The sequence below is a fragment of the Bradyrhizobium sp. GW821-FHT13H06 genome (genome assembly GCF_058803975.1).
The window spans coordinates 212,716-238,976 of record NZ_JBXAPN010000001.1; the positions used below are offsets into that span (position 1 = coordinate 212,716).

Genomic DNA, 26,261 nt, shown 5'->3' on the forward strand with positions numbered 1-26,261 from the left:
ATCAGCGCGTGCCCGTCGTGCTGCGCGCGAGTAGCGCGCGCGTCGCCGCAGTGACGTCGGCCTGCCGCATCAGGCTTTCGCCGACGAGGAACGTCGCTATGCCGACGCGCTCGAGCCGGGCGAGATCTTCTGGCGTGAAGATACCGCTCTCGCCGACCATCAGCCGGTCTCGAGGGATCAGCGGCGCCAGCGCCTCGCTGGTCGCAAGCGTGGTCTCGAAGGTGCGCAGGTTGCGGTTGTTGACGCCGATCATCGGCGACCGCAGCTTCAGCGCCCGCTCGAGCTCGGCGCGGTCATGGATCTCGATCAGGACGTCCATGCCATAGGCGATGGCGGCGTCTTCGATATCCCTCGCGGCGGCATCATCGAGCGCCGCCATGATGATCAGGATGCAGTCGGCGCCGTGCGCGCGCGCCTCGACGACCTGATAGGTGTCGAACATGAAATCCTTGCGCAGCACCGGCAGCGACGTTGCCGCGCGCGCCGCCACCAGGAAGTCGAGATGACCCTGGAACGAGGGCGTATCCGTCAGCACTGACAGACAGGCCGCTCCGCCCGCCTCATAGGCTCTTGCGAGGGCCGGCGGGTCGAAATCGGCGCGGATGAGACCCTTGGAAGGCGAGGCCTTCTTGATCTCGGCGATCAGCGCGTAGTCGCCGTTGGCAACCTTGCTCTTGATCGCGCGCAGGAAACCACGCGGCGCGGACGCGGCCCTGGCTTGCGCCTCCACGGCGGAGAGCGGACGCGTCCGCTTCGCTGCCGCGATCTCCTCGCGCTTATAGGTCTCGATCTTGGTCAGGATGTCGGACATGCGCAATTCAGCTGTTCGAGACTGTGACCAGGTGCTTCAGCTTCGCGTTGGCCGCGCCGCTGTCGATTGAGCGGGCGCCGATCGCGACGCCCTCCTTGAGGTCGTTGGCGCGGCCGGCCACGACCAGCGCGGCGGCGGCGTTGATCAGCGCCACGTCGCGATAGGGGCTCGGCTTGCCGTCGAGCACGCTTTGCAGCGCGATCGCATTGGCATCGGCGTCGCCGCCCTTGAGCGCACCGGCCTCGCAACGCGACAGTCCGGCCTCCTCGGGCGTCACCTCGAAATTCCGAATCTCGCCATTGTGGAGCGCGGAGACGAAGGTCGGGCCGGTGAGGGTGATCTCGTCGAGGCCGTCGGAGCCGTGCACGACCCATGCGGATTCCGAGCCGAGGTTCTTCAGCACCTGCGCCAGCGGCTGCACCCATTGCCTGGAGAACACGCCGACCATCTGGCGTTTCACGCCGGCCGGATTGGACAGGGGGCCGAGCAGGTTGAAGATCGTGCGCGTCGCAAGCTCGACCCGGGTCGGGCCGACGTTCTTCATCGCGGGATGATGGGCGGGGGCGAACATGAAGCCGATGCCGCATTCGCGCACGCAGCGTCCGACCTGCTCCGGCTTCAGGTCGATCTTCACCCCGAGCGAGGCCAGCACGTCGGCGGCGCCCGAGCGCGACGACAGCGCGCGGTTGCCGTGCTTGGCGACCGGCACGCCGGCGCCCGAGACGATGAAGGAGGCGCAGGTCGAGACGTTGACCGAGCCGGAGCCGTCGCCGCCGGTGCCGACGATGTCGACGGCTTCGGGCGGCGCCGTCACGGTCAGCATTTTGGAGCGCATCGCGGAAACGGCGCCCGTGATCTCGTCCACGGTCTCGCCGCGCACGCGCAGCGCCATCAACAGGCCGCCCATCTGCGATGGCGTGGCCTCGCCCGACATCATGGCGTCGAAGGCGGAAGCGGCTTCGTCACGCGACAGGCTGGCGCCGGTCGCCACTTTTCCAATGATCGATTTCAGGTCGTCCATCGCGTGCTTTCAACTCACTGGTTCGCGCCGGTCACCTGCGCGAAGGCGGCCTGATTGATGGTGGTCCCGATGTCGGTCTCGAGCTTGTTGACGTAGGAGGCGACCTGCTCCTCGGTCAGGGCCCGGTCGAGGCTCTCCTTCAGCTTCTTGACCTCGTCGGAGGCGACATCGACCGCGGGATCGACGATGTCGGTGACGCGGAAGACGATGACCTCGCTGCCGCCGCTCACGGCCGTCTGTCCGACGCCGTCCTTGGCGGTGCGGAAGGCGGCCGACACGACGGTGGCGGGCACGCCGGCGGGCGAGTCGTCGCGCTTGAAGCCGGTCGCGGTCTCGACCTTGGCGCCGATCGCGGCGGCCTCGTCAGTGAGCTTGCCGCCTGCTTCGAGCTTCTGCACCATCTCCGTCGCCTTGGCCTTCAGCCTGGCCGCGATCTGGTCCTGGCGCCAGCGCGCCTCGACCTGGTCGCGGACCTCGTCGAGATTGCGGTCGCGCGAGGGCGTGATGGCGAGCACGTCGTACCAGACATAGCCGCCCTTGAACGAGATCGCGTCGTTGTCGACGCCGACGTCGGTGTTGAAGGCCTGCGACACCACGTCGAGACCCTGCGGGATGCTGGCGACCGGCTGGCCGTTCGGGGCGCGGCCGGAACGGTCGACGGCGTCGATGGTCACGGCGGTGAGGCCGAGCTTCTGCGCCGCGTCGATCACGCTGGAGCCGCCGCCGCGCTCGTCTTCCATCTTGTCGCGGAGATCTGCGACCTTGACGCGGGCCCGTTCGGTGGCGATCTCGCGTTTGATTTCGCCGGCAAGGCTGGCGTAGTCCGCTTCCTTGCCCGGCTCGATCTTGTCGACCTTGACGATCGCAACGCCAAGTCCGCTCTGGATCGGCTGGCTGATCTCGCCGGCAGGAAGCGAGAAGGCGGCATCGCCGACCGCGGGAGTGAGCGAAGACTTGGTCACGAGCCCGAGGTCGATGTCGGAGGCGCTCAGCCCACGTTCCTTGCCGAGGTCTTCGAACGACAGCCCGCCGACCAGGCGCTCGCGTGCGGCTTGCGCTTCGGCGACGTTCGGAAACACGATCTGCTGGATTTGTCGCTTCTCCGGCGTGCCGAGCCGGTCCTTGCGCTGCTCGAACACCTTCTTCGCGTCCTCGTCGGAGACCTCGGTCCATTTGCCGATGTCTTCCGGCGAGATCACGACGAAGGCGATCTTGCGGTATTCGGGCGCGCGGAACTGGACCTTGTGATCCTCGAAATAGGTGGCGAGGGCTTCGGGTGAGGGCGCGTCGATCGTGCCCGCCTGCGCGGCGTCGAGCTTGACGAATTCAATGGAGCGCTGCTCGTTCTGGAAGCGCGTGAGCGCGTCGATCATGGCCTTCGGCGGCTCTAGGCCGGCGCCGATCGTGCCGGTGATCTGGCGGCGCAGCGACACCTTGCGCTGCTCGGCGACGTAGCGCTGCTCGGTATAGCCGAAATTGCGGATCACGGCCTGGAAGCGGTTCGCATCGAAATTGCCGCCGACGCCCTTGAAGTTGGGATCGTTCATGATGACCTGGCGGATCTGGTCGTCGGTCTGGCCGAGCCCGAGCCGGCGCGCCTCTTCGTCGAGGGCGGCTTCCGCGATGGTCTGCTGGAGCACCTGGCGATCGAGGCCGAAGGCGCGGGCCTGGTCGGGCGTCAACGGCCGGCCGAACTGGCGGCTGATCTGCTGCAGGCGGTCGGTGTAGATCTGGCGGAACTCGTTGAGCGAAATCTCCGTGCTGCCGACCTTGGCCACCGTGGACTGCCCGAAGCCCTTGAAGATGTCGGCGATGCCCCAAACGCCGAAACTGATGATCAACACGCCCATCACAATGGCCATGATGGTCTTGCCGAGCCAGTTTGATGAGGCCTTGCGCATTCCTCGAAGCATTTGGTCCAACTTGTTTGGTCAGGAGGGGAACGGAGCGCGTCTTAATGCAGATTCCGCAAAAGCGCGTCACCAAATTGATAGATCATCATAAAGTGGCGGCTTTCCCCCCGCAACCTCGCCTCACGCGGCCGCTCGAGACTGCGGTTAAAGGCCCCAAAGCGTTTTCCAGCGAAGTGGACCCGGTTCGCTTCAAGAAAACGCGTCAAAACAAGAATCTGGAACTGCCGCGACAGCTCTGCTAGCGCATCCACAAACCTCATTTCGCTGGACCCTGACATGACCGACGCCATCCGACCGCTGATTGCCGGCAACTGGAAAATGAACGGCCTGAAAGCCCAGGCTGCCGAATTCGACGCCATGCTCAACGGTGCGGCAGACGTGGCTGGCAAGGCCGACCTGCTGGTTTGCCCGCCGGCGACCCTGGTCGCCGCCTTCGCCGACAAGGCGCGCGGCAAGAAGGTCGCGGTGGGGGCCCAGGACTGCCATTCCAAGGTCTCCGGCGCCCATACCGGTGATGTCGCCGCCGAGATGCTGGTGGATGCGGGCGCAACCGCCATCATCGTCGGCCATTCCGAGCGCCGCGCCGACCACGGCGAGGGCGATGCTCTGGTCCGCCAGAAGGCCGAAGCCGCCTGGCGCGCCGGGGCGACGGCGATCGTCTGTATCGGCGAGACGCAAGGCCAGCGCGATGCCGGCCAAACCCTGGACGTCCTGCGCAGCCAGCTCGACGGTTCACTGCCAGACGGCTCCACCACAGCCAATCTGGTCGTGGCCTACGAGCCGGTCTGGGCGATCGGCACCGGGCTGACGCCGACAACCAAGGATGTCGAGCAGATTCATGGCTTTATCCGGGAACTCCTGATCTCCCGGTTCAAAGCCGAAGGTGCCGGAATGCGCATCCTCTACGGCGGGTCGGTCAAGCCCTCGAATGCGGCCGAACTGATGGCGGTGAAAAACGTCAACGGTGCGCTGGTCGGCGGCGCCAGCCTGAAAGCAGCCGATTTCCTTGCGATCGCCAAGGGCTGCCCTAGCTAAGCGCTGCCCGGCTCGTTCAAACCGTTGGGTTCGGGTCCGATCGGGGGTGGCAATACCCCTCCCGATCGTGTAACACCGCGCAACTTCAGGAAAACCGCGAAGCGCGATCGGCCGCCGTCAGGCGCCGTCCGCTTGTGACGGAAGGATATTATGCAGACCGTTGTCATCGTCATCCACCTCATGATCGTCGCCGTCATGATCGGCACCGTCCTGCTCCAGAAGTCGGAAGGCGGCGGGCTCGGCATGGGCGGAGGCGCCGGCTTCATGTCGAGCCGCGGCACTGCGAACCTTCTGACGCGGACCACCGCGATCCTGGCCGTCGGCTTCTTTCTCACCAGCCTGTTCCTGTCCTGGTACGCCGGCTACGACCGCAAGCCGTCATCGATCATTGGCACGCCTGCGTCGCAGACCCAGCCGGCCGGCGGATCGCCGATCGCGCCGCCGACCTCGGGCGGCATCCTGGATTCGCTGAAGAAGGCCGACGAGCAGCAGCAGAACCAGGCGCCATCAGGTCCGCAGGTGCCGCGCTCGCAATAAAGCAGGGGGGCCATGCAGGCCGGCTGCTACCGTCCTGCATCAACAATCCCCATCAAGACACTGTCACCACTCTTAGTTCTGGCTCACCCACAGGCCCGCGAAATCTTTTGGGGCGGAATACGAATCGCTTTGGCGAATCGAATTTAGGGGATTAGAGGTTAAGTCCCATGGCGCGGTACATATTCATCACCGGCGGCGTGGTTTCTTCGCTCGGCAAGGGTTTGGCTTCAGCGGCACTCGGTGCCCTGCTGCAGGCCCGGGGCTACAAGGTCCGCCTCCGCAAGCTCGACCCCTATCTCAACCTCGATCCCGGAACGATGTCGCCGTACCAGCACGGCGAAGTGTTCGTAACCGACGACGGCGCGGAGACCGATCTCGATCTCGGTCACTACGAGCGCTTCACCGGGCGGCCTGCGACCAAGGCCGACAACATCACGACGGGGCGCATCTACCAGGACATCATCTCCAAGGAGCGCCGCGGCGACTATCTCGGCGCGACCATCCAGGTTGTTCCGCACGTCACCAACGCCATCAAGGAGTTCGTCCTCGACGGCAATGACGATTACGACTTCGTGCTGGTCGAGATCGGCGGCACCGTCGGCGATATCGAGGGGCTGCCGTTCTTCGAGGCGATCCGCCAGCTCAAGAACGAGCTGCCGCGCGATCACGCCGTCTATATCCACCTCACGCTGCTGCCCTATATCCCGAGCGCCGGCGAGCTCAAGACCAAGCCGACGCAGCACTCGGTGAAGGAGCTGCGCTCGATCGGCATCCAGCCGGACATCCTGCTCTGCCGCACCGACCGCGAGATCCCGAAGGAGGAGCGGCGCAAGCTCGGGCTGTTCTGCAACGTGCGCGAAAGCGCCGTGATCGAGGCGCGCGACGTCGACAACATCTACGCCGTGCCCGAGGCCTATCACAACGCGGGACTCGACGACGAGGTGCTCGCGGCCTTCGGCATCGCCTCGCGCATTCCGCCGGAGCTGCGCAGCTGGCAAGAGATCAACGAGCGCATCCGCAACCCCGAAGGCAACGTCACCATCGCCATCGTCGGCAAGTACACCGGCATGAAGGATGCGTATAAGTCGCTGATCGAGGCCCTCTCGCATGGCGGCATCGCCAACAAGGTGAAGGTCAATCTCGACTGGATCGAGAGCGAGATCTTCGAGAAGGAAGATCCTGCGCCGTTCCTCGAGCACGTCAACGGCATCCTGGTGCCCGGAGGTTTCGGCCAGCGTGGCGCGGAAGGAAAGATCAAGGCGGCGCAGTTCGCGCGCGAGCGCGACGTTCCGTATTTCGGCATCTGCTTCGGCATGCAGATGGCGGTGATCGAGGCGGCGCGAAACCTCGTCGGAATCGAGGACGCCAATTCCACCGAGTTCGGCCCCACCAGGGAGCCTTTGGTCGGCCTGATGACGGAATGGCTGCGCGGCAACGAGCTCGAGAAGCGCTCGCAGGTCGGCGACCTCGGCGGCACGATGCGGTTGGGCGCCTATCCCGCCGCGCTCAATCGCGGCAGCCGGGTTTCGCAGGTCTATGGCGGCGCGACCGAGATCTCCGAGCGTCATCGCCATCGCTACGAGGTCAACACCGCCTACAAGGATCGGCTCGAGCAGCACGGCTTGAAGTTCTCAGGGCTCTCGCCCGACGGCGTGCTGCCTGAGATCGTCGAGTACGAGGATCACCCCTGGTTCATCGGCGTCCAGTTTCACCCCGAGTTGAAGTCGCGGCCGTTCGAGCCGCATCCGCTGTTCGCCTCGTTCATCGAGGCGGCGGCGAAGCAGAGCCGGCTCGTGTAGCGCGCTCCGGGCCTTTGACGATCGCGCCGTTTGTTGCGACAACTCCGACCGCAAGAACAACAATCCAGGGAGTGAGCTCCGATGATCTATGAAATGCGTCAGTATCGCTGCGTGCCCGGCCGTCTGCCGGCGCTCTTGAAGCGCTTTGACACGGTCACGCTGAAGATCTGGGAGAGGCACGGCATCAAGCAGGCCGGCTTCTTCACGACGCTGATCGGTGAATCCAACCAGGAGCTCACCTATTTCCTGGCCTGGGAGTCGCTCGCCGAGCGCGAGAAGAAGTGGGGCGCGTTCATGACCGATCCGGAATGGATCGAGGCCCGCGCCAAGTCGGAAGCGGACGGCCAGATCGTCGCCAACATCGTCAGCCAGATCCTGGCGCCGACCGCCTTCTCCTCGGTGAAGTAGCGCTGCCTGCCGCAGCGGGGAACCCTGGCGCAACCCTGATATTCGAACGGCCCGGGCGGAAGAGGGTTGATCCGACCCTCATCACGGCTATGGTCGCGCCGAAACGAGGGATTTGCCTTGAGCTCTTCGAAGTCGGCGGCGCCGGTCGTCACCATTGGCAAGGTCAAGTTCGGCAACGATCTGCCGATCTCGATCATTGCCGGGCCCTGCCAGCTCGAGAGCCGTCAGCATGCGCTGGAGGTCGCCTCCGCGCTGAAGGAGATCGCCGCGCGGCTGAACATTGGCCTCGTCTACAAGACCTCCTTCGACAAGGCCAACCGCACCAGCGCGTCGGCGGCGCGCGGGCTTGGCCTCGCCCAGTCGCTGCCGATCTTCGCCGAGATCCGATCCTCGCTCGGCCTGCCGGTGCTGACCGACGTGCACGAGGCCACGCAATGTGCCGAGGTGGCGCAGGCCGTGGACATCTTGCAGATCCCCGCCTTCCTGTGCCGCCAGACCGATCTCCTTCTGGCCGCGGCCGCAACCGGCAAGGTCGTCAACGTCAAGAAGGGCCAGTTCCTGGCGCCCTGGGACATGGCCAATGTGGTGAGCAAGATCACCGGCGCCGACAATCCCAACGTGCTCGTCACCGAACGCGGTGTGTCCTTCGGCTACAACACGCTGGTCTCCGACATGCGCGCGCTGCCGATCCTGGCGCGTACCACCGGCGCGCCCGTGATCTTCGACGCCACCCATTCGGTGCAGCAGCCCGGCGGGAAGGGGACCTCCTCGGGCGGCGAGCGCGAATTCGTGCCGGTGCTCGCACGCGCGGCCGTTGCGGTCGGCGTTGCCGGCGTGTTCATCGAGACCCATCCCGATCCCGACCGCGCGCCCTCGGACGGACCCAACATGGTGCCCCTGCGCGAGTTCGAGGCGCTGATCGCCAGGCTGATGGCGTTCGACGCGCTCGCAAAGAATCCGCGCTGATGCAGGAAGGCGAGGCGCGGCCGCACGATCACGGCTTGCCGACAGCGCTCTACGTCATATCAGGCGCGAGCTTCGCCGCTGCACTCTCGGCACGCGCGCTCGATCCGGTGCTGCCGCACGTCGCCGAGGATTTTGGCGTCAGCATCGCCACTGCCGCGGGCTTTGCCGCGGTGTTCGCTTTTACGTTCTCGATCATCCAGCCAATCATCGGCGCCGCCGCCGATCTGTTCGGCAAGACGCGGCTGATGATCGGCTGTCTCGCGCTGCTCGGCCTTGCCAACATCCTGGGCGCGCTCTCGTCCTCGTTCTCGGTCTTGTTCGCGACCCGCATTCTCGCCGGCATCGGCTCCGGCGGCGTGTTTCCGGTGGCGCTGAGCCTCACCAGCGATCTCGTCGGGCCCGACAAACGCCAGGTCGCGATCAGCCGCACGCTCGCCGGCGCCATGACCGGCAATCTGCTCGGCGCCTCGGCGTCCGGCCTGATCGGCGATTTCCTCGGCTGGCGCGGCGTGCTGGCGGTGCTCGGCGCGCTCGTGATCGTCGCCTCGATCGCCGTTGCGGCCGGCTTCCGCGGCGCCAAGGTCAAGCATCCGCCGAAGACGAGCCTGTCGGCGCTGAAGGCCGGCTATCGCACCATCTTCACCAATCCGAACGCCTATGTCTGCTACTCGGCGGTGTTCATCGAAGGCTGCTGCGTGCTCGGGCTGTTTCCCTACATCGCTTCGTTCCTGTTCGAGCTCGGCCAGACCTCGCTGTCGATCGCCGGCATCGTCATCGCCGGCTTTGCGGTCGGCGGCCTGTTCTACACGCTGACGGTGTCGCGCCTGCTGCCATGGCTGGGCGTCAAGGGCATGATGATCGCGGGCATGACGCTGGTGGCCTCGCAGCTCGTCGCCGTGGCCTTCGGCCCACGCTGGGAGGTTCAGGCGCTCAACCTCATCGTCATGGGCTGGGGGTTCTACATTGCCCATGGCTGTCTCCAGGTCTTCGCCAGCGAGCTTTCGGTCGAGGCGCGCGCCACCGCGTTGTCGCTGCATTCGTTCTTCTTCTTCATGGGGCAGACCGTGGGGCCGCTCGCCTATGGCTTCGGCCTCCAGCACGCCGGCAAGATGCCGACGCTGCTTGTGAGCGCCGCGATCATGGTGGTGCTGGGCCTCGTCTGCGCCCGACTGCTCAAGCAGCGCGCGCCGGCGGACGCGCGCTGACGTCCAGGGGGCCCTCGAGTGGGCCGTCGCCCCACCATGACACCGGCAGTCGCGTATGCATGGCACACGAATTGCTTTTAATCTGGGCAAATCGAGGTGTGGACCGTGGATGCGCAGCCCGACCGTTTGCCCAGCCCAGCAGGCACGCCTGGATCGACCGGGTATTCGACCAGGCCTCCGCTCCGCCGCTTCCTAACCGATTGCCACGAGGAGTTCAGGCTCGATCATTCCGGCGAACTTGCCGACTACATCCCCGAGCTGAAGCGCGCCAACCCCGATCATTTCGGTATCGCGCTCGTCACCATCGACGGCCATGTCTACGAGGTTGGCGACAGCGCGGTGCCGTTCACGATCCAGTCGGTGTCGAAGGCGTTCGTCTTTGCGCTGGCGTTGGAGATGGTCGGCGAAGAGCGTGTCGCGGCCACCATCGGGGTCGAACCGAGCGGCGAAGCGTTCAATTCGATCAGGCTCACCAACGACAACCGTCCCTTCAACCCAATGGTCAATGCCGGCGCGATCGCCTGCTCGGGCCTGATTTACGAGGTGGACGGGAAGGGCGCCTTCGAGCGCGTCCGGGCCAAGCTCAGCGAGTTCGCGGGCCGCCAGCTCGGCGTCGATGATGCCGTTCATGCCTCAGAGACGGCGACCGGCAATCGCAACCGCGCCATTGCCTGGCTGCTTCGGAATTACGCGGTGCTGCCGGATGACGTCGACGCCGTGCTCGACGTCTATTTCCGCCAGTGCGCCATCCTCGTCACCGCGCGCGATCTGGCGGTGATGGCGGCAACGCTTGCGAACCGCGGCATCAATCCAGTGACAGGCGTGCAGGTGATCACGCCGCACATCGTCGCGCGCACGCTGTCGGTGATGACGAGCTCGGGCATGTACGACTATGCCGGCGAGTGGACATATCGCGTCGGTATTCCCGCCAAGAGTGGCGTCGGCGGCGGCATCGTCGCGGCGCTGCCCTCGCAGATGGGGCTCGGCACTTTCTCGCCGTTGCTCGATGACCATTTCAACAGCGTGCGCGGCCTGAAAGTATGCGAGGCGCTGTCGGCGCGCTACGATCTGCACATGCTCAACCGCAATGCCGACGTCCGCACCAGCATCATGGCGGATTACGACATCTACGGGATCTCCTCGCGCCGCAGCCGCCAGCCGCACGAGCAGCAGATCCTCGATGATCGCCACAGCGACGTCCGTGTGCTCGAACTGGTCGGCGCGATGAATTTCGCCACCATCGACTATGTGACGCGAAAGCTCAGCAGCGATCCGCCGGACGCACCGCTTCTGATCATCGACTTCCGGCGCGTGCCCGACATCACCGCGGCCGGCGCCGAACTGCTCGGCGAGACGCTGACCGCGCTCGGTCGCGGCGGCGTCATTGCGATCCTGTCGGGCCTCGAGGAGACATCGGCGGTCTGGCGCGCGATCTCCGCCCGCGCCGCGGATTCGCGCCGGCTGCGGCGCTTCACGCTGCTCGACGACGCCATCGAATGGGCCGAGGACCAGGTGATCTACCGCTTTGGTGGCTTCACCGACGTGAAGGAGAGCACGCATCTCCACGAGCAGGTGCTGCTCGCCGAGCTCGACGCCGACGAGATCGCCGCCATCGTCAAGCTCTCGACCGCGCGGCGTTACGCGGCCGGCCAGCGCATTATCGCGGCCGGCGAGCCCGCAAATTCGCTGTTCTTCCTCCAGAGCGGCATGGTCAGCGTCAAGCTGCCGAGCGGTGTGAGGCTGGCTTCCCTCGGCCCCGGCATGGAGTTCGGCGAGATGGCGATTCTGGAGGGACGCCGCAGCGCCGATGTCTTTGCCGATACCCCCGTCGCCTGCCTCGAACTGCCGCTGGACAGCTTTGCCGATTACCGCCGCCTGCACCCGGAAACGGCATTGAAGATCATGCGCAATCTCGCCGCGATCCTGGCGCGGCGGCTGGTGCTCGCGAATGCGAAGGTGGATTTGCTCAGCGCCTATTGATCGGCCATTGGTGCTTATGCCTGTTCCACGGATGCAGCGCGGCGCGCCGCACTTCGCCGTGTGGTGGTCCGGACGCCATCGCAGTGCTGGGGTTCTGGCTCAGCGGAGCACCGTTGGAAGCTGCGCCCCGTCCTGGACTTGCGAGAGGCTCAGCCCCGCCCGCGATAGGGCGCGACGCCTTGCTCGGGCACCCACAGGCCCTTCGGCACGCGACCGGTCTGCCAGAAGACGTCGATCGGGATGCCGCCGCGCGGATACCAGTAGCCTCCGATGCGCAGCCATTTCGGCTTGATCTCGCTGGCGATACGCTTGCCGATCATCACGGTGCAGTCCTCGTGGAAGGCGCCGTGGTTGCGGAAGCTGGCGATGTAGAGCTTGAGGGACTTCGACTCCAGCAGCCACGCACCCGGCGCGTAGTCGATCATCAGATGCGCGAAGTCAGGCTGGCCCGTGACCGGGCACAGCGAGGTGAATTCCGGCACCGTGAAGCGCACCAGATAGTCGGTGCCCTTTTGCGGATTGGGCACGCGGTCGAGCTGGGCTTCTTCCGGCGTCTGCGGCCACTCGACCGCCCGGCCGAGCTGGAGGGATTTCTTCGCCATCGTCGTCACATCCTGTTTCGGGTGCCGGGATGGACGCAAATGCCGCTGTCGTCAACCGTGCGCGGTCGTCTGGATCATGACGATCCGGTCGTTGCCGGACTCGCAGCCCCAGAGCTCGCCCGGCCTGCCATCGAGCTGGCGCACATTGGCGTTGGCCTTGTCGCTGGCGAACACGTTGAACCGCTCGGTGGTGGGATCAAAGCGCACGATGGCGTTGGCGGAGAAATCCGTGAGCCAGACTTTATCCTTGTCATCGACGTAGACGGCGTAGGCGCGGGGGCGTTCGCCCGGCAGCTTCCACGTCTTCCAGGAGCCATCGGCGGGATCGTGCACCGAGACATGGCCGCTATTCCATTCGCTGACCCAGATCCGGCTGTTCGAGTCGGACCACACCCGCCGCGAGCCCTGGTTCGGCGTCGGCGGCTCGACCACGGTCGCATTGCCGCTCGCAAGGTCGATCTTCGCGATGTAGCTGCCGGCAAGCGAGGCGTACCAGACATCGCCCTTGGGCGTGACCGTGATACCGTACGGACCGATGCCCTTCGGTGCCTTGAACATATTCATTTCGCCAGTCTTCGGCGTGAGCCGGCCGTAATAGCCGGACAGGCCGGTGAACCAGTAGGTCCCTTGCTTGTCGAACACGCCAGTGTTGAGATTGGCGTAGGCGAACTTTTCCGGCAGGCGGAACAGCGTGACCTTGAGATCGCCGGGGTCGACCCGCGCGATCGCGTTCTGGCCGCCCTCGGTGATCCAGGGCGCGCCGTCGGGGCCGATGGTCACGCCATGCGGCGCTGCGCCCTGGCCGAGGCTGACCGTCTTGAAACTGCCATCCCGCGGATCGAGCCTGCCGAGCAGGCCCTTGCCCTGCGCCGTGAACCAGACCGCGCCGTCAGGCGCGGGGGTGAGATCATGCAGGCCGATGCCCGGGCTGACGGGGTAGTATTTTGTCCGGAACGGGGCTTCCTGCGCAAACCCTGGGCGGGCGGTGAGCAGAACGGCGCTCGAAGCAAGAAACTGGCGGCGATTCATGGCGTTACCCCGACTGTTTCAGATTGAGGTTGGGCACGCGGACCAGATGCGGTCGAGAATAGTCCGAGGCGCTTCACGCGTCAGTCGAAGCGGCTCTTCCAAGCGTTCACATTTGCTTGCGGCCCGTGTAAGACCCGCGGCACCGATCAGCCCTAACGAACGGAAGTGGACATCATGACCGCCATCATCGACATCATCGGCCGCGAAATCCTCGATAGCCGGGGCAATCCCACCGTCGAAGTCGATGTCGTGCTGGAGGACGGCGCGCTCGGCCGCGCTGCGGTACCGTCGGGCGCCTCCACCGGCGCCCACGAGGCCGTGGAACTGCGCGACGGCGACAAGGCCCGCTATCTCGGCAAGGGCGTCTCGAAGGCGGTCGGCGCCGTCAACGGCGAGATATTCGAGGCCCTGAGCGGCCTCGACGTCGAGCAGCAGGCCCAGATCGACCAGATCATGATCGACCTCGACGGCACGCCGAACAAGAGCCGGCTGGGCGCCAATGCCATCCTCGGCGTCTCGCTCGCCTGCGCCAAGGCCGCCGCGAACTCGCTGGACATGCCGCTCTACCGTTACGTCGGCGGCACCTCTGCGCGCCTGCTGCCGGTGCCGATGATGAACATCATCAACGGCGGCGTGCATGCCGACAACCCGATCGACTTCCAGGAGTTCATGATCCTCCCCGTCGGCGCGTCGAGCTTTGCCGAGGGCCTGCGCTACGGCGCTGAGGTGTTCCACACACTGAAGTCGGAGCTCAAGAAAGCCGGCCACAACACCAACGTCGGCGACGAGGGTGGCTTCGCGCCGAACCTGCCATCGGCGGATGCTGCGCTCGACTTCGTCATGAACGCGATCGGCAAGGCCGGCTTCAAGGCGGGCACCGACATCGTGCTCGGCCTCGACTGCGCCTCGACCGAGTTCTTCAAGGACGGCAAATATGTCTATGAAGGCGAGGGCAAGACCCGCTCGATCTCCGAGCAGGCGAAGTATCTTGCAGATCTGGTCTCGCGCTATCCGATCGTGACCATCGAGGACGGCATGTCGGAAGACGACATGGAGGGCTGGAAGGAGCTCACTGATCTCATCGGCAAGAAGTGCCAGCTGGTCGGCGACGATCTCTTCGTCACCAACGTCAAGCGCCTCGCCGAAGGTATCAAGGCGGGCCGCGCCAACTCGATCCTGATCAAGGTCAACCAGATCGGCACGCTGACCGAGACGCTCGCCGCCGTCGAAATGGCGCACAAGGCCGGCTACACCTCGGTAATGTCGCATCGCTCCGGCGAGACCGAGGATTCCACCATCGCCGACCTCGCGGTCGCCACCAATTGCGGTCAGATCAAGACCGGCTCCCTTGCGCGGTCGGATCGCACCGCCAAATACAACCAGCTCCTGCGCATCGAGCAGCAGCTCGGCAAGCAGGCGCTCTACGGCGGCAAGGCGGCACTGAAGGCGCTGGCATAAGCCGGCGCCGCGCAAAGACGGACAGGGGAGGATCGACATGAGCGACGGCAAGTCCGGACTGCAGCTGCGTTCGCTGCTCAAGAAAAGCGGCGAGCTGGAGTTGTCCCTCGTGAACGTCCCGACGCCGGAGCCGGCCGACGATGAGGTCGTGGTTCGCGTCGAGGCGACGCCGATCAACCCCTCCGACCTCGGGCTCCTGATCGGGCCCGCCGACATGTCGGCCGCCAAGGCCTCCGGCACGAAGGAGATGCCCGTCATCACCGCGACGATGCCGGAGGCGGCGATGCGGATGATGGGAGCCCGGCTCGATCAGTCGCTGCCGGTCGGCAACGAGGGCGCCGGCACCGTGATCGGGGCCGGGTCGTCGGACGCTGCGAAGGCCCTGATGGGCAAGACGGTGTCGATGATCGGCGGCGCGATGTACACGCAGTACCGCGTGCTGAAGGTCCGCGACGTCATGGAGCTGCCGGCGGGCACCACGGCCGCCGACGGCGCGTCCTGGTTCGTCAATCCACTGACCGCGCTCGGCATGACCGAGACGATGCGGCGCGAGAACCACAAGGCGCTCGTGCACACCGCGGCGGCCTCCAATCTCGGCCAGATGCTCAACAAGATCTGCATCAAGGACGGCATCGGCCTCGTCAATATCGTCCGGAGCAAGGAGCAGGCCGATATCCTGCGCAAGATCGGCGCCAAGTACATCGTGGATTCCAGCGCGCCTGATTTTACGGACGCTCTCACCAATGCGCTGGTCGAGACCGGCGCCACGATCGCGTTCGACGCCATCGGTGGCGGCAAGCTGGCCAGCCAGATTCTGACCGCGATGGAAGTTGCGGCCAACAAGACCGCGAAGGAATACAGCCGCTACGGCTCCAACGTGTACAAGCAGGTCTATATCTACGGCAGCCTCGACAATCGGCCGACCGAATTGAGCCGGTCGTTCGGCCTGACCTGGGGCGTCGGCGGCTGGCTGCTGACGCCGTTCCTCCAGAAGATCGGCCCGGCCGAGATCGGCCGCCTGCGCCAGCGCGTGGCGTCCGAGCTCAAGACCACCTTCGCCAGTCATTACACCAGGGTGGTGTCGCTTCCCGAGGTACTCGATCCCGCCAACATCGCGGTGTACGCCAAACGCGCCACCGGCGAAAAATTCCTCATCAACCCGAATAAATCGTGACCTGCGACGGCGCGTGACCCCGGGGGCAGGGGCCGGCCGCGCCGGCCTATCCTAGCTCGCTCGACATGTTCATGCCTGAGCAGTCGGGCGAACGACGATCTCGCCGACATCCACGCTATCTGGTTGCGCTATCGCGAAAGCGATGGCTTCTGCGATCGCGCTCGCCGGAATGGCCAGCGCCTTCATGCTCGCCAGCCCCTCATCCCGTAGCGCGGAATCCGTCATGGAGGATGGAAGCTCGGTGTCGACATAACCGGGGGAGATGGTCGTCACCCGAAGCGACGGGCCGGCCTCCTGACGAAGACCTTCGGAAATCGCCCTGACGGCGTTCTTCGATCCCGCGTAGACGGCCATTGTCGGAACGATCTTGATGCCGGCGGTCGACAGGGTGTTGACGAAGTGGCCAAAGCCCTGACGACGGAAGACGGGAAGGGCCGCGGCGATCCCGTAGAGCACGCCTTTCACGTTCACGTCGATCATATCGTCCCAATCGTCCACCCTCAGATCGTCAAGACGGGAAATCGGTGCAATCCCGGCATTGTTGATCATGACGTCCAGCTTTCCGCATCGGTCCGTTGCGAGACCGACGAGCCTGGCGACATCCTCGCGCTGCCTGACGTCGGTGACGAGATACGACGCCTTTCCGCCCTTCGAGGTGATACTCGCGGTCAGCATCTCCAGCCTCTCGGAACGCCGTGCGGCGAGGACCACGATGGCGCCACGTTCTGCGAGATGCCGGGCAGTGGCTTCGCCAATTCCGCTGCTGGCGCCCGTAATGGCGATGACCTTGCCTGCGATGCCTGTCATAGATGTTCCATCCAATTCGTTACGCGATGAAATTCGCATCGGTAGCGAGGATGATCTATGTTTGAAATGCTCGAAAATCGTCGAGATCGGATCAAGCCTTGGACAAACTTTCGGACGAGCGCTTCGACAAGCGCTTCGACAGGCACTTGGGCAAGCACTTGGGCAAAGAGTTGGACAAGACCTTGGACCCTCTGTCCCAGGCCTTCTCACTCCTGGACGTTCGCGCTGCGCGTTGCACGAGCTTCGAGGCGGGCGGCCATTGGTCGTATCGGTTCCCGGCAAAACCCGCCCTGAAGTTCGGCGCGGTCATCCGAGGCGATTGCTGGATCGATTTTGGCGACGAAGCCCATCATCGGCTTGACACCGGCGACTGTTTTCTTCTCGCCAATGCACCAGCCTACGTTTTGGCCAACGACGGACGCCTCGCTCCCGAAGACGGAATAGCGACGTTCGATTGGGAGCAGTCTGATGTCGCGCGTGGCGCAGGGAGCGATACCGTTCTGCTTGCCGGCAGTTTCGGTTTCGAGGCATCGGACGCCGAATTGCTGCTCGATGCGCTGCCTCGCTTTCTGCTCATACCATCGCGCAGTCGCTCGGCAGCCGTCATTCATTCCACGCTCCACATTCTCGACCTTGAAATCAGGGGGACGGGAATCGGAATGGCCGTACTCACCGACAGGCTCGCCGACGTCCTGCTCGTCCAGGTGCTCCGCGCGGCGCTGGATCAGGGTGCCGGCGAGGGACTTGGATGGATCAACGCGCTGGTCGATGCCAGGATCGGCAAGGCAATCAGGCTGATGCACGAAGACGCTGCTCACCCCTGGACCCTGGAAGCATTGGCCGACGCGATCGCAATGTCGCGATCCGCATTTTCGAAGCGGTTCAAGTCCCTGGTGGGGCTGGCGCCGCTCGACTACCTCCTTCGGTGGCGAATGCGGCTTGCGCGCGATCAGCTGCGACGCGGTGCGACCGTCTCGGCAACCGCCGCGCAACTGGGATATTCGTCGGAAAGCGCCTTCGGGCATGCCTTCAAACGAATCTACGGCCATGCACCGAAGCGATACTGGCGTGGACAGGCCACCGGCGAAAAAATTCCCCATCGCCCCAAATAAATAATCGTGACGTGCGACGGCACGTCACCGAAAGAAGGTCTTGCCTTCTGAGCGACGCGGGGGATTATTCCGCCGCCATTTCAAGCGGACGAACCGCAAGGCGCTCAGAAGGGACATTCCATGACCGATCTCAATCGCCGTCACCTGCTCGCAGGCGCCGCCGCCATGGGCGCGGCGGCCGTCACCGGGCTCGGGCCCATCGCCGCGAATGCCTCAGTGCCGCAAGCCGGGACGCAGGCGCCGGGCTTCTATCGTTACAAGGTCGGCAGCTTCGAGTGCACCTCGATCAACGACGGCGCGCGCACCTTCCCGATGCCTGACAAGTTCGTCGTCAACATTCCGAAGGAGGAGGCGCTGGCGGCCGGCGAGGCGGCCTACATGCCGAAGGGCATGGTCACCGTGCCGTTCAATCCGCAGCTCATCAACACCGGTTCCAAGCTGGTCCTGATCGACACCGGCAATGGCATTGCGAATTTCGAGGCGAGCAAGGGCGCGGTCGGCCGCACGCTGCAAAACCTTCAGGCCGCCGGCGTCGACCCCAAGAACGTCGACGTCGTGCTGTTGTCGCATCTGCACCCCGACCATACCAACGGCATCCGTTTGGCCGACGGCGCGCTGGCCTTCCCGAATGCGGAGATCATGGTGCCGGGCAAGGACTGGGAGTTCTGGACCAGCGAGGACAACGCTGCCAAGGCCGAAGCCAATCCGATGATGAAGAACTACTTCGCCAACGTGAAGAAGACCTTCGCCGGCCTCGAATCCAAGGTGACGAAGTACGAATGGGGCAAGGAGGTCGCGCCCGGCATCACCTCCATCGCGACACCCGGCCACACGCCCGGGCACACCTCCTTCGCAGTCGCCTCGGGCGACGCCAAGGTGCTGATCCAGTCCGACGTCACCAACATTCCGGAGTTCTTCCTGCGCAATCCGGACTGGCACGTGGTGTTCGACAACGACGCCGCGATGGCGCAGGCGACGCGCCACAAGTTCTACGACATGGCGGCAGCGGAAAAGGCGACCGTGATCGGCTTCCACTTCGCCTTCCCCTCGGTCGGCCATGTCGAGAAGGACGGCGCCAAATATCGCCTGATCCCGTCGGCGTGGAATCCGACGATCTGATCTGCACGCGGCGTTTGCGCGAACGACCGGGCCGCCACTTGGCGGCCCGATTTGTTTGGGCTGCATTCGCGAAACGCAGCGTTTCCAAATCGGACCAGTTCATGCACTTGCATCCATTGGTCCGGTTGGCTTAAGTGCCGTCCCGGCACTCCCGCTCAAGCCCTCGAGGACATTCCATGGCCTACAACATCGTCGCGATCGCCGGCAGCCTGCGCAAGGACAGCTTCTCGCTCAAGATTGCCAATGCGCTCGCCAAGCTGGCGCCTGGCTCGCTCAAGCTCGAGGTCGTCACGCCGGCAGGCATTTCGTTCTTCAACCAGGACCTCGAGGGCGCGCCGCCCGCGGACTGGCTCGCCTTCCGCGAAAAGCTCCAGAAGTCGAACGGCGTCCTGTTCGTCACGCCCGAATACAACCGTTCGATCCCGGGCGTTCTGAAGAATGCCATCGACGTCGCCTCGCGGCCCTACGGCGAGAGCTCGTTCCTCGGCAAGCCGGTCGGCATCATCTCCAACTCGCCGGGGCTGCTCGGCGGGGTCAGCGCGGCCAAGCATCTGCAGAACATTCTGCCGGGCATTTCCGGTCCGGTTCTCCAGCAGCCGGAAATCTACCTCAGCGGCGTCGGCGACGCCTTCGACGCGGACGGCAATCTGACCAAGGACTCCCTCAAGACGGTGCTGCAGCAATTCATCGATGCCTTCGCCGCGCATGTGGCGAAACATCAGGGTTGACGTCTAAGCCAAGGCTGCTCGACTCTCCGTCATGCCCGGGCTTGTCCCGGGCATCCACGTTCTTCGTTATCGCAGGCAAAGTACGTGGATGGCCGGGACAAGCCCGGCCATGACGGTATAGTGTGCCTCGTTTCGGCAATTAGCACTCCCTTAACCAACCTGTCCCATCTTCCCAAGATGGTCTCGCGCGCGCGCCTGAAATCGATCCTGACCGGTCTTGCCCTCTATGCGATGGCGGCGGCCATCGTCGGCTATTTCGGCGTCAACGCCTATACCGGCAAATACGGCCTCAACGCCCGCCAGGAGCTCGACCAGGAGATCATCGCGCTGACCAGCGAGCTGGCCCAGCTCAAGCGTGAGCGCGCCAGGAGCGAACAGCGGGTATCTCTGCTGCGGTCCGAGAAGATCGACCCCGACATGCTGGACGAGCGAGCGCGCTTCCAGCTCGACTACGTCAATCCGCGCGATCTCGTTCGGATGATCCCGGCGAAGTAGCGCATCCGCAGCTTTCGAAAGCGGCACCGAAAGCCGCTGCCGAAACCGACTTGCGTGTCCCAATTCCAGCGAAAGTCGTAGGCCTGGAACCCGACGGCCGCCTTGACGGCCGCGCCGCAACGGGCGCATGGCTTCCGGCGCCTTTGTTGACGCAGATCAACCGGGCAGCACCGGCAGTTTCTAGACTGCCATCCGGAGGAAACAGTGATGAATGGGTCAATGCCCCGGCATCACGCGGCCCGCGTCGAGGCTGCCATCACGTCAGGCCAGGCGGCTCGGTCCGCGCTCGTGGCCTCGTGGCGTCGTTCCTCCCGGTTGCATCATCTCGATCCCGGCGGCCGCACCGCGCCGATGCGGCTGACCGAAGCCGAACTGCACCGGGCGCGCGAACGTGTCGCGCCGCTTCTGGCCGCGGCGCAAGGCGCGATGGACCGGCTGTATCAGGCCGTCGGCGCCGCGGGCTGCTGCGTGCTGCTCGCCGACGGCGATGGCGTGCCGGTCGATCGCCGCGGCACGGTGGCGGACGACGCGACGTTTCAGTCCTGGGGCCTGTGGACGGGTGCGCTCTGGAGCGAGGAGCACGAGGGCACCAACGGCATCGGTACCTGCCTCGTCGAGCAGCGCCCGCTGACGATCGATCGCGACCAGCATTTCTTTGCCCGCAATACGCTTCTGAGCTGCACCGCGGTTCCGATCCACGACCATGAGGCCGCGCTTGTCGGTGTGCTCGACGTCTCCTCCTGCCGCGCCGACCGCACCGACTGCTTCGCCAGCCTGATCGCGCTCGCGACGGGCGAGGCGGCCAGGCGTATCGAGGCCGACCTGTTTCGAAAGGCTTTTGCCGATGCCCGCATCGTGCTGACGCAAGCTGCGGACGGAAGTTGCAGCGGCCTCGTTGCGGTCGATGCGGACGATCTCGTGATCGGCGCGACCCGCTCCGCCCGGGTGGCGCTCGGAATCGCGCCCGGCCGGGCATTGCAGCCGGTGCCTGCCGCCGACCTTCTCGGCGGTGATACCGCGCGCGATCACCTTGCCGGAGGCCAGCGCGCGGTGTTGCAGCGGGCGCTGCTTCGCGCCGGCGGCAACGTCTCGGCAGCCGCCAAGGCCCTCGGCGTCAGCCGCGCCACATTGCACAGGAAGCTGAAGCGGTTCGAGCTGAACCACTGAGCTGCGTTGTTTCCTAAGAATCGTCATTGCGAGAAGCGAAGCGACGAAGCAATCCAGAGTCTTTCCGCGGAGGGACTCTGGATTGCTTCGCTGCGCTCGCAATGACGGGCAGCCGCCCCACCTGTCGCAGAAGTGCGACAGGTCCGCCCCACCATCGCTCCCGCCCGGGCTGACAGAAAACGCCTCCCGCATCATCGTCGGCGCAAGTCGTGAACACACGACGACAAGCAAGCAGCAAACATCGGGAGTGATCAATGAACAAGGTGGAATTCCTCAGCGTCACCAAAGTTCCCTTTGCCGAACGCTACGACAATTTCATCGGCGGCAAGTTCGTGGCGCCGATCTCCGGCAAGTATTTCGACAATGCCTCGCCGGTGACCGGCCAGGTTGTCTGCAAGATCGCGCGATCCGACGCGCAGGACGTCGAGGCTGCCCTAGACGCGGCGCATGCCGCCAAAACCGCCTGGGGCCGCACCAGCGTCGCCGAGCGTGCCGCGATCCTGAACCGGATTGCCGACCGCATGGAGGAGAATCTCGAGCGCCTTGCGATTGCCGAGACCTGGGACAACGGCAAGCCGATCCGCGAGACCCGCGCCGCCGACCTGCCGCTCGCGATCGATCACTTCCGCTATTTCGCCGGCGTCGTCCGCGCCCAGGAAGGCTCGATCGGCGAGATCGACCATGACACCATCGCCTATCATTTCCACGAGCCGCTCGGCGTGGTCGGCCAGATCATCCCCTGGAACTTCCCGCTGCTGATGGCCTGCTGGAAGCTTGCGCCTGCGCTTGCCGCCGGCAATTGCGTCGTGCTCAAGCCCGCCGAGCAGACGCCGGCCTCGATCATGGTGTGGGCCGAGCTCATCGCGGATATCCTGCCGCCCGGTGTCCTCAACATCGTCAACGGCTTTGGCCTCGAGGCCGGCAAGCCGCTGGCATCCAGCCCGCGCATCGCCAAGATCGCCTTCACCGGCGAGACGTCGACGGGCCGGCTGATCATGCAGTACGCCAGCCAGAACCTCATTCCGGTCACGCTTGAGCTCGGCGGCAAGTCGCCGAACATCTTCTTCAAGGACGTCATCGCCGAAGACGACGACTTCTTCGACAAGGCGATCGAAGGTTTCGTCATGTTCGCGCTGAACCAGGGCGAGGTCTGCACCTGTCCGAGCCGGGCGCTGGTCCACGCGGATATCTATGACCGCTTCATGGAGCGGGCGCTGAAGCGCGTCGCCGCGATCAAGCAGGGCGATCCTCGCGATCCCACGACCATGATCGGCGCTCAGGCATCCAGCGAGCAGCTGTCCAAGATCCTCTCCTACATCGACATCGGCAAGGAGGAGGGCGCCAAGGTGCTGGCCGGCGGCGGCCGTGCCGAGCTCGCGGGCGATCTCGCCGGCGGCTTCTACGTCCAGCCGACCGTGTTCGAGGGCCACAACAAGATGCGAATCTTCCAGGAGGAGATTTTCGGCCCCGTCGTCTCGGTCACGACCTTCAGGACCGACGAGGAGGCGCTCGCGATCGCCAACGACACACTCTACGGATTGGGTGCCGGCGTCTGGAGTCGCGACGCCAACCGCTGCTACCGTTTCGGCCGGGAGATCCAGGCCGGCCGGGTCTGGACCAACTGCTACCATGCCTATCCCGCGCATGCGGCCTTCGGCGGCTACAAGCAGTCGGGCGTCGGGCGCGAGACCCACAAGATGATGCTCGATCATTACCAGCAGACCAAGAACCTCCTGGTCAGCTATAGCCCGAAGAAGCTCGGTTTCTTCTGATGAGGGATGTCCCGCTCAGGAGGCCGTCATGCCCGGGCTTGTCCCGGGCATCCACGTCCTCCGTGCCGCGGGGCAAGGCGTGGATGGCCGGGACGAGCCCGGCCATGACGTCGCGGAAGCTGCAGCGCCCCATTCGTGGGACGAGTTTTCGACCGGCAGGATTCTGTTGGTTCGCAGTTCTTGATCTGCTCACGAATCCGCGCGCGCCCATGCGCGCATAGATTTGTTACCCGATCAGCGCCAAAGATTTTGCAATATTTCGATCACGTTGCAGTGCGGCATAATGAAAGGCGTGTCATGCCGCCGCGGTGCTTTCGCACGCGATTGACTTGGGTTAGAGAGGGCGAAAGTTTTCTCTGACCCGGAATTCCCATGGCCGCCCCCAAGAAAGCCGCCGCAAGCCCTCCACAGGATAAGACCGACGGCGGTTCGCCTCCGGAATTCACCAGGGAGCAGGAGCTCAAGGCGCTCCGCGACATGCTCCTGATCCGTCGGTTCGAGGAAAAGGCAGGCCAGCTCTACGGCATGGGCGCGATCGGCGGCTTCTGTCACCTCTATATCGGCCAGGAGGCCGTAGTGGTCGGCATGCAGATGGCGCTGAAGCAGGGCGATCAGGTCATTACCGGCTATCGCGATCACGGCCACATGCTTGCCACCGGCATGGATGCCAACGGCGTCATGGCCGAGCTCACGGGCCGCAGCGGCGGCTACTCCAAGGGCAAGGGCGGCTCCATGCACATGTTCAGCAAGGAGAAGCACTTTTATGGCGGCCACGGCATCGTCGGCGCCCAGGTCTCGCTCGGCACCGGGCTTGCCTTTGCCAATCACTATCGCGGCAACGACAATGTCAGCGTCACCTATTTTGGCGACGGCGCGGCCAATCAGGGCCAGGTCTATGAGAGCTTCAACATGGCGGAGCTCTGGAAGCTGCCGGTGATCTACGTCATCGAGAACAACCGCTACGCCATGGGCACATCGGTCTCGCGCGCCTCGGCGCAGCAGGATTTTTCCAAGCGCGGCGTCTCCTTCAACATCCCCGGCAAGCAGGTCGACGGCATGGACGTCCGTGCCGTGAAGGCGGCGGGCGAGGAGGCGGCAGCCTGGTGCCGCGCCGGCAAGGGGCCCTTCATCCTGGAGATGCAGACCTATCGCTATCGCGGGCACTCGATGTCCGACCCTGCAAAATATCGCACGCGCGAGGAGGTCGAGAAGGTCCGCCACGACCAGGATCCGATCGAGCAGGTGCGCAACCGCCTCCTGGCGGCGAAGGTCAGCGAGCAGGATCTGAAGGCGATCGATGCCGAAGTGCGCGACATCGTCAACGCCGCCGCCGATTTCGCCCAGCACGATCCCGAGCCGGATGCCGCCGAGCTCTGGACCGACGTTTACCGCTGAACGCGCGCAAGCTTTCTTTTGGAGCCGATATGCCAATTCAAGTGCTGATGCCTGCGCTGTCGCCCACGATGGAGAAGGGCAACCTCGCCAAATGGCTGAAGAAAGAGGGCGAGACGATCAAGTCCGGCGACGTCATCGCCGAGATCGAGACCGACAAGGCGACCATGGAGGTCGAGGCGACCGACGAAGGCACGCTCGGCAAGATCCTGATCCCCGAGGGCACCGCCGACGTTGCGGTGAACACGCCGATCGCCACCATTCTCGCCGACGGCGAGAGCGCGGCTGATCTCGGCAAGGCGTCCGCGCCGGCCAAGCAGGAGAAGGCTGCCGAGTCGGCGCCCCCGGCCGCCGCCAAGGCCGAGGCGCCGCAGCCGAAGGCCGCGCCGGCCGCCCCGCAGGCCGTTGCCGAGCCGGATCCGGAAGTGCCCGCGGGTACCGAGATGGTGACGCAGACCATCCGCGAAGCGCTGCGCGATGCCATGGCCGAAGAGATGCGCCGCGACGCCGACGTCTTCGTGATGGGCGAAGAGGTCGCCGAATATCAGGGCGCCTACAAGGTGACGCAGGGCCTGCTTCAGGAATTCGGTGCCAAGCGCGTCATCGACACCCCGATCACCGAGCACGGATTTGCCGGCGTCGGCGTCGGTGCCGCGATGACCGGCCTGAAGCCGATCGTCGAGTTCATGACCTTCAACTTCGCCATGCAGGCGATCGACCAGATCATCAACTCCGCGGCCAAGACGCTGTACATGTCCGGCGGCCAGATGGGCTGCTCGATCGTGTTTCGCGGACCCAACGGCGCGGCCGCGCGCGTTGCCGCCCAGCACAGCCAGGATTACTCGTCCTGGTACTCGCACATCCCGGGCCTGAAGGTGGTCGCGCCGTATTCGGCAGCCGACGCCAAGGGCCTGCTCAAGGCCGCGATCCGCGATCCCAATCCGGTGATCTTCCTCGAGAACGAGGTGCTCTACGGTCACACCGGCGAAGTGCCTAAGCTGGATGATTTCATCATCCCGATCGGCAAAGCGCGCATCGTGCGTTCCGGCAGCCACGTCACCATCATCTCCTGGTCGAACGGCATGACCTATGCGCTCAAGGCCGCCGACGAGCTCGCCAAAGACGGCATCGAGGCCGAGGTGATCGACCTGCGCACGCTGCGCCCGATGGACACCGAGACCATCGTCAACTCCGTCAAGAAGACCGGCCGCGCGGTCACGGTGGAAGAGGGCTGGGCACAGAGCGGCGTCGGCGCCGAGATCGCCGCGCGCATCATGGAAAACGCCTTCGATTATCTGGATGCGCCGGTTGCGCGCGTCTCCGGCAAGGACGTCCCGATGCCCTATGCCGCGAACCTGGAGAAGCTCGCGCTGCCTTCGGCGGCGGAAGTCGTCGAGGCCGCCAAAGCCGTCTGCTACAGGTAGATCATGGCGGGCCCCAAGGAGCAGCCACTGCCGCCCGACGTCATGAGCCGCGACGACGCGGTCGAGATCCTGCGCGTATTCGTGTTGGACGGCGGGCTGTCGATGGCGTTCCAGCGCGCCTTCGAGGAACCCGACATGTGGGGCCTCTTGCTCGTCGATCTCGCCCGTCATGCTGCGCGCGCCTATGCGCGCGAGAGCGAATACACCGAGGAGGACGCGTTGAACCGGATCCTCGAGATGTTCCAGGCCGAGATCGAGCGTCCTACCGACACCGGCACCACGACGCCACGCGGCAAGGGGCACTGAC

25 protein-coding genes are annotated in these 26,261 nt (G+C 65.0%); 19 read left to right on the forward strand and 6 right to left on the reverse strand.

What is annotated here, in order from left to right:
• Position 1 precedes the first annotated feature (1 nt).
• The 3 genes from trpC to AC1RQP_RS01060 are packed head-to-tail and all read right to left on the reverse strand — an operon-like array spanning position 2 to position 3,745.
• Positions 2-811 (reverse strand): indole-3-glycerol phosphate synthase TrpC, encoded by an 810-nt coding sequence (gene trpC, locus AC1RQP_RS01050; RefSeq protein ID WP_492935621.1) that lies wholly within the window; start codon positions 809-811, stop codon positions 2-4.
• 7 nt (positions 812-818) lie between these two features.
• The gene (gene trpD, locus AC1RQP_RS01055; protein ID WP_492935622.1) at positions 819-1,832 is read right to left on the reverse strand and encodes an anthranilate phosphoribosyltransferase; all 1,014 of its coding nucleotides are present in this window, start codon (positions 1,830-1,832) and stop codon (positions 819-821) included.
• 14 nt (positions 1,833-1,846) lie between these two features.
• Complete coding sequence (locus AC1RQP_RS01060; protein ID WP_492935623.1) at positions 1,847-3,745, reverse strand: SurA N-terminal domain-containing protein; 1,899 nt, start codon at positions 3,743-3,745, stop codon at positions 1,847-1,849.
• Between the two features lie 44 nt (positions 3,746-3,789).
• On the opposite strand from AC1RQP_RS01060, the gene AC1RQP_RS01065 reads away from it, so the two are divergent.
• The 8 genes from AC1RQP_RS01065 (at position 3,790) to glsA (ending at position 11,675) form a co-directional block, all read left to right on the forward strand.
• Positions 3,790-3,987 (forward strand): hypothetical protein, encoded by a 198-nt coding sequence (locus AC1RQP_RS01065; RefSeq protein WP_239623796.1) that lies wholly within the window; start codon positions 3,790-3,792, stop codon positions 3,985-3,987.
• 34 nt (positions 3,988-4,021) lie between these two features.
• Positions 4,022-4,780 (forward strand): triose-phosphate isomerase, encoded by a 759-nt coding sequence (gene tpiA / locus AC1RQP_RS01070; protein ID WP_492935624.1) that lies wholly within the window; start codon positions 4,022-4,024, stop codon positions 4,778-4,780.
• A 150-nt stretch (positions 4,781-4,930) separates the two neighbouring features.
• A complete protein-coding gene (gene secG, locus AC1RQP_RS01075; RefSeq protein WP_061881423.1) occupies positions 4,931-5,317 on the forward strand; it encodes a preprotein translocase subunit SecG in 387 nt (128 codons plus the stop codon).
• A gap of 167 nt (positions 5,318-5,484) precedes the next feature.
• Positions 5,485-7,116 carry a CTP synthase gene (pyrG, locus tag AC1RQP_RS01080; RefSeq protein ID WP_239623793.1) on the forward strand — a complete coding sequence of 544 codons (1,632 nt, stop codon included), beginning with the start codon at positions 5,485-5,487 and terminating at the stop codon, positions 7,114-7,116.
• Between the two features lie 81 nt (positions 7,117-7,197).
• Positions 7,198-7,524: an NIPSNAP family protein gene (locus AC1RQP_RS01085; protein WP_239623792.1), complete on the forward strand. Its 327-nt coding sequence runs from the start codon at positions 7,198-7,200 to the stop codon at positions 7,522-7,524.
• A 117-nt stretch (positions 7,525-7,641) separates the two neighbouring features.
• Positions 7,642-8,490, forward strand: a complete 849-nt coding sequence (gene kdsA, locus AC1RQP_RS01090) for a 3-deoxy-8-phosphooctulonate synthase (RefSeq protein WP_492935625.1) — start codon at positions 7,642-7,644, stop codon at positions 8,488-8,490.
• Positions 8,490-9,695: an MFS transporter gene (locus AC1RQP_RS01095; protein ID WP_239623790.1), complete on the forward strand. Its 1,206-nt coding sequence runs from the start codon at positions 8,490-8,492 to the stop codon at positions 9,693-9,695. Before kdsA ends, AC1RQP_RS01095 begins: the two co-directional genes overlap by 1 nt.
• Before the next feature lie 105 nt (positions 9,696-9,800).
• Positions 9,801-11,675 carry a glutaminase A gene (gene glsA / locus AC1RQP_RS01100; RefSeq protein ID WP_492935626.1) on the forward strand — a complete coding sequence of 625 codons (1,875 nt, stop codon included), beginning with the start codon at positions 9,801-9,803 and terminating at the stop codon, positions 11,673-11,675.
• Between the two features lie 149 nt (positions 11,676-11,824).
• Here the strand turns inward: glsA and queF are convergent, their stop codons facing one another.
• Both queF and AC1RQP_RS01110 read right to left on the reverse strand, forming a co-directional pair.
• Positions 11,825-12,277, reverse strand: a complete 453-nt coding sequence (queF, locus tag AC1RQP_RS01105; RefSeq protein WP_492935627.1) for a preQ(1) synthase — start codon at positions 12,275-12,277, stop codon at positions 11,825-11,827.
• A gap of 51 nt (positions 12,278-12,328) precedes the next feature.
• The gene (locus tag AC1RQP_RS01110; protein WP_492935628.1) at positions 12,329-13,306 is read right to left on the reverse strand and encodes a Vgb family protein; all 978 of its coding nucleotides are present in this window, start codon (positions 13,304-13,306) and stop codon (positions 12,329-12,331) included.
• A 174-nt stretch (positions 13,307-13,480) separates the two neighbouring features.
• Between AC1RQP_RS01110 and eno the strand changes: the two genes are divergently transcribed.
• Positions 13,481-14,764 carry a phosphopyruvate hydratase gene (eno, locus tag AC1RQP_RS01115; RefSeq protein WP_239623787.1) on the forward strand — a complete coding sequence of 428 codons (1,284 nt, stop codon included), beginning with the start codon at positions 13,481-13,483 and terminating at the stop codon, positions 14,762-14,764.
• A 37-nt stretch (positions 14,765-14,801) separates the two neighbouring features.
• Entirely contained in the window at positions 14,802-15,938 is a 1,137-nt protein-coding gene (locus tag AC1RQP_RS01120; protein WP_492935629.1) for a zinc-binding dehydrogenase, read from the forward strand.
• A 69-nt stretch (positions 15,939-16,007) separates the two neighbouring features.
• On the opposite strand, the gene AC1RQP_RS01125 is transcribed toward AC1RQP_RS01120, so the two are convergent.
• Complete coding sequence (locus AC1RQP_RS01125) at positions 16,008-16,745, reverse strand: SDR family oxidoreductase (protein ID WP_492936356.1); 738 nt, start codon at positions 16,743-16,745, stop codon at positions 16,008-16,010.
• 158 nt (positions 16,746-16,903) lie between these two features.
• Here AC1RQP_RS01125 and AC1RQP_RS01130 point away from each other — a divergent pair, with 158 nt between their 5' ends.
• The 9 genes from AC1RQP_RS01130 to AC1RQP_RS01170 all read left to right on the forward strand — a co-directional run bounded on the left by AC1RQP_RS01130 (position 16,904) and on the right by AC1RQP_RS01170 (position 26,260).
• Positions 16,904-17,857 carry an AraC family transcriptional regulator gene (locus AC1RQP_RS01130; protein WP_492936357.1) on the forward strand — a complete coding sequence of 318 codons (954 nt, stop codon included), beginning with the start codon at positions 16,904-16,906 and terminating at the stop codon, positions 17,855-17,857.
• A gap of 120 nt (positions 17,858-17,977) precedes the next feature.
• Positions 17,978-18,976, forward strand: a complete 999-nt coding sequence (locus tag AC1RQP_RS01135; protein ID WP_239623784.1) for an MBL fold metallo-hydrolase — start codon at positions 17,978-17,980, stop codon at positions 18,974-18,976.
• Positions 18,977-19,152: 176 nt separating this feature from the next.
• Positions 19,153-19,704, forward strand: coding sequence for an NADPH-dependent FMN reductase (locus AC1RQP_RS01140; protein WP_492935630.1), 552 nt, complete (start codon positions 19,153-19,155; stop codon positions 19,702-19,704).
• A 177-nt stretch (positions 19,705-19,881) separates the two neighbouring features.
• Positions 19,882-20,199, forward strand: coding sequence for an FtsB family cell division protein (locus AC1RQP_RS01145; RefSeq protein ID WP_028177591.1), 318 nt, complete (start codon positions 19,882-19,884; stop codon positions 20,197-20,199).
• A gap of 207 nt (positions 20,200-20,406) precedes the next feature.
• Complete coding sequence (locus AC1RQP_RS01150; protein WP_492935631.1) at positions 20,407-21,366, forward strand: helix-turn-helix domain-containing protein; 960 nt, start codon at positions 20,407-20,409, stop codon at positions 21,364-21,366.
• 254 nt (positions 21,367-21,620) lie between these two features.
• Positions 21,621-23,138 carry an aldehyde dehydrogenase gene (gene adh, locus AC1RQP_RS01155; protein WP_492935632.1) on the forward strand — a complete coding sequence of 506 codons (1,518 nt, stop codon included), beginning with the start codon at positions 21,621-21,623 and terminating at the stop codon, positions 23,136-23,138.
• A gap of 372 nt (positions 23,139-23,510) precedes the next feature.
• Entirely contained in the window at positions 23,511-24,533 is a 1,023-nt protein-coding gene (gene pdhA / locus AC1RQP_RS01160; protein ID WP_492935633.1) for a pyruvate dehydrogenase (acetyl-transferring) E1 component subunit alpha, read from the forward strand.
• Positions 24,534-24,562: 29 nt separating this feature from the next.
• Positions 24,563-25,954, forward strand: a complete 1,392-nt coding sequence (locus AC1RQP_RS01165; RefSeq protein ID WP_492935634.1) for a pyruvate dehydrogenase complex E1 component subunit beta — start codon at positions 24,563-24,565, stop codon at positions 25,952-25,954.
• 3 nt (positions 25,955-25,957) lie between these two features.
• Positions 25,958-26,260, forward strand: coding sequence for a DUF5076 domain-containing protein (locus tag AC1RQP_RS01170; protein WP_126257462.1), 303 nt, complete (start codon positions 25,958-25,960; stop codon positions 26,258-26,260).
• Position 26,261 lies beyond the last annotated feature (1 nt).

Bases quoted from the DNA above. Each gene is read 5' to 3' on its own strand.
- trpC (WP_492935621.1), bottom strand. From the start codon at position 811: ATGTCCGACATCCTGACCAAGATCGAGACCTATAAGCGCGAGGAGATC.
- trpD (WP_492935622.1), bottom strand. From the start codon at position 1,832: ATGGACGACCTGAAATCGATCATTGGAAAAGTGGCGACCGGCGCCAGC.
- AC1RQP_RS01060 (WP_492935623.1), bottom strand. From the start codon at position 3,745: ATGCTTCGAGGAATGCGCAAGGCCTCATCAAACTGGCTCGGCAAGACC.
- AC1RQP_RS01065 (WP_239623796.1), top strand. From the start codon at position 3,790: ATGCAGATTCCGCAAAAGCGCGTCACCAAATTGATAGATCATCATAAA.
- tpiA (WP_492935624.1), top strand. From the start codon at position 4,022: ATGACCGACGCCATCCGACCGCTGATTGCCGGCAACTGGAAAATGAAC.
- secG (WP_061881423.1), top strand. From the start codon at position 4,931: ATGCAGACCGTTGTCATCGTCATCCACCTCATGATCGTCGCCGTCATG.
- pyrG (WP_239623793.1), top strand. From the start codon at position 5,485: ATGGCGCGGTACATATTCATCACCGGCGGCGTGGTTTCTTCGCTCGGC.
- AC1RQP_RS01085 (WP_239623792.1), top strand. From the start codon at position 7,198: ATGATCTATGAAATGCGTCAGTATCGCTGCGTGCCCGGCCGTCTGCCG.
- AC1RQP_RS01095 (WP_239623790.1), top strand. From the start codon at position 8,490: ATGCAGGAAGGCGAGGCGCGGCCGCACGATCACGGCTTGCCGACAGCG.
- queF (WP_492935627.1), bottom strand. From the start codon at position 12,277: ATGGCGAAGAAATCCCTCCAGCTCGGCCGGGCGGTCGAGTGGCCGCAG.
- AC1RQP_RS01110 (WP_492935628.1), bottom strand. From the start codon at position 13,306: ATGAATCGCCGCCAGTTTCTTGCTTCGAGCGCCGTTCTGCTCACCGCC.
- eno (WP_239623787.1), top strand. From the start codon at position 13,481: ATGACCGCCATCATCGACATCATCGGCCGCGAAATCCTCGATAGCCGG.
- AC1RQP_RS01120 (WP_492935629.1), top strand. From the start codon at position 14,802: ATGAGCGACGGCAAGTCCGGACTGCAGCTGCGTTCGCTGCTCAAGAAA.
- AC1RQP_RS01125 (WP_492936356.1), bottom strand. From the start codon at position 16,745: ATGACAGGCATCGCAGGCAAGGTCATCGCCATTACGGGCGCCAGCAGC.
- AC1RQP_RS01135 (WP_239623784.1), top strand. From the start codon at position 17,978: ATGACCGATCTCAATCGCCGTCACCTGCTCGCAGGCGCCGCCGCCATG.
- AC1RQP_RS01140 (WP_492935630.1), top strand. From the start codon at position 19,153: ATGGCCTACAACATCGTCGCGATCGCCGGCAGCCTGCGCAAGGACAGC.
- AC1RQP_RS01145 (WP_028177591.1), top strand. From the start codon at position 19,882: ATGGTCTCGCGCGCGCGCCTGAAATCGATCCTGACCGGTCTTGCCCTC.
- AC1RQP_RS01150 (WP_492935631.1), top strand. From the start codon at position 20,407: ATGAATGGGTCAATGCCCCGGCATCACGCGGCCCGCGTCGAGGCTGCC.
- adh (WP_492935632.1), top strand. From the start codon at position 21,621: ATGAACAAGGTGGAATTCCTCAGCGTCACCAAAGTTCCCTTTGCCGAA.
- pdhA (WP_492935633.1), top strand. From the start codon at position 23,511: ATGGCCGCCCCCAAGAAAGCCGCCGCAAGCCCTCCACAGGATAAGACC.
- AC1RQP_RS01165 (WP_492935634.1), top strand. From the start codon at position 24,563: ATGCCAATTCAAGTGCTGATGCCTGCGCTGTCGCCCACGATGGAGAAG.
- AC1RQP_RS01170 (WP_126257462.1), top strand. From the start codon at position 25,958: ATGGCGGGCCCCAAGGAGCAGCCACTGCCGCCCGACGTCATGAGCCGC.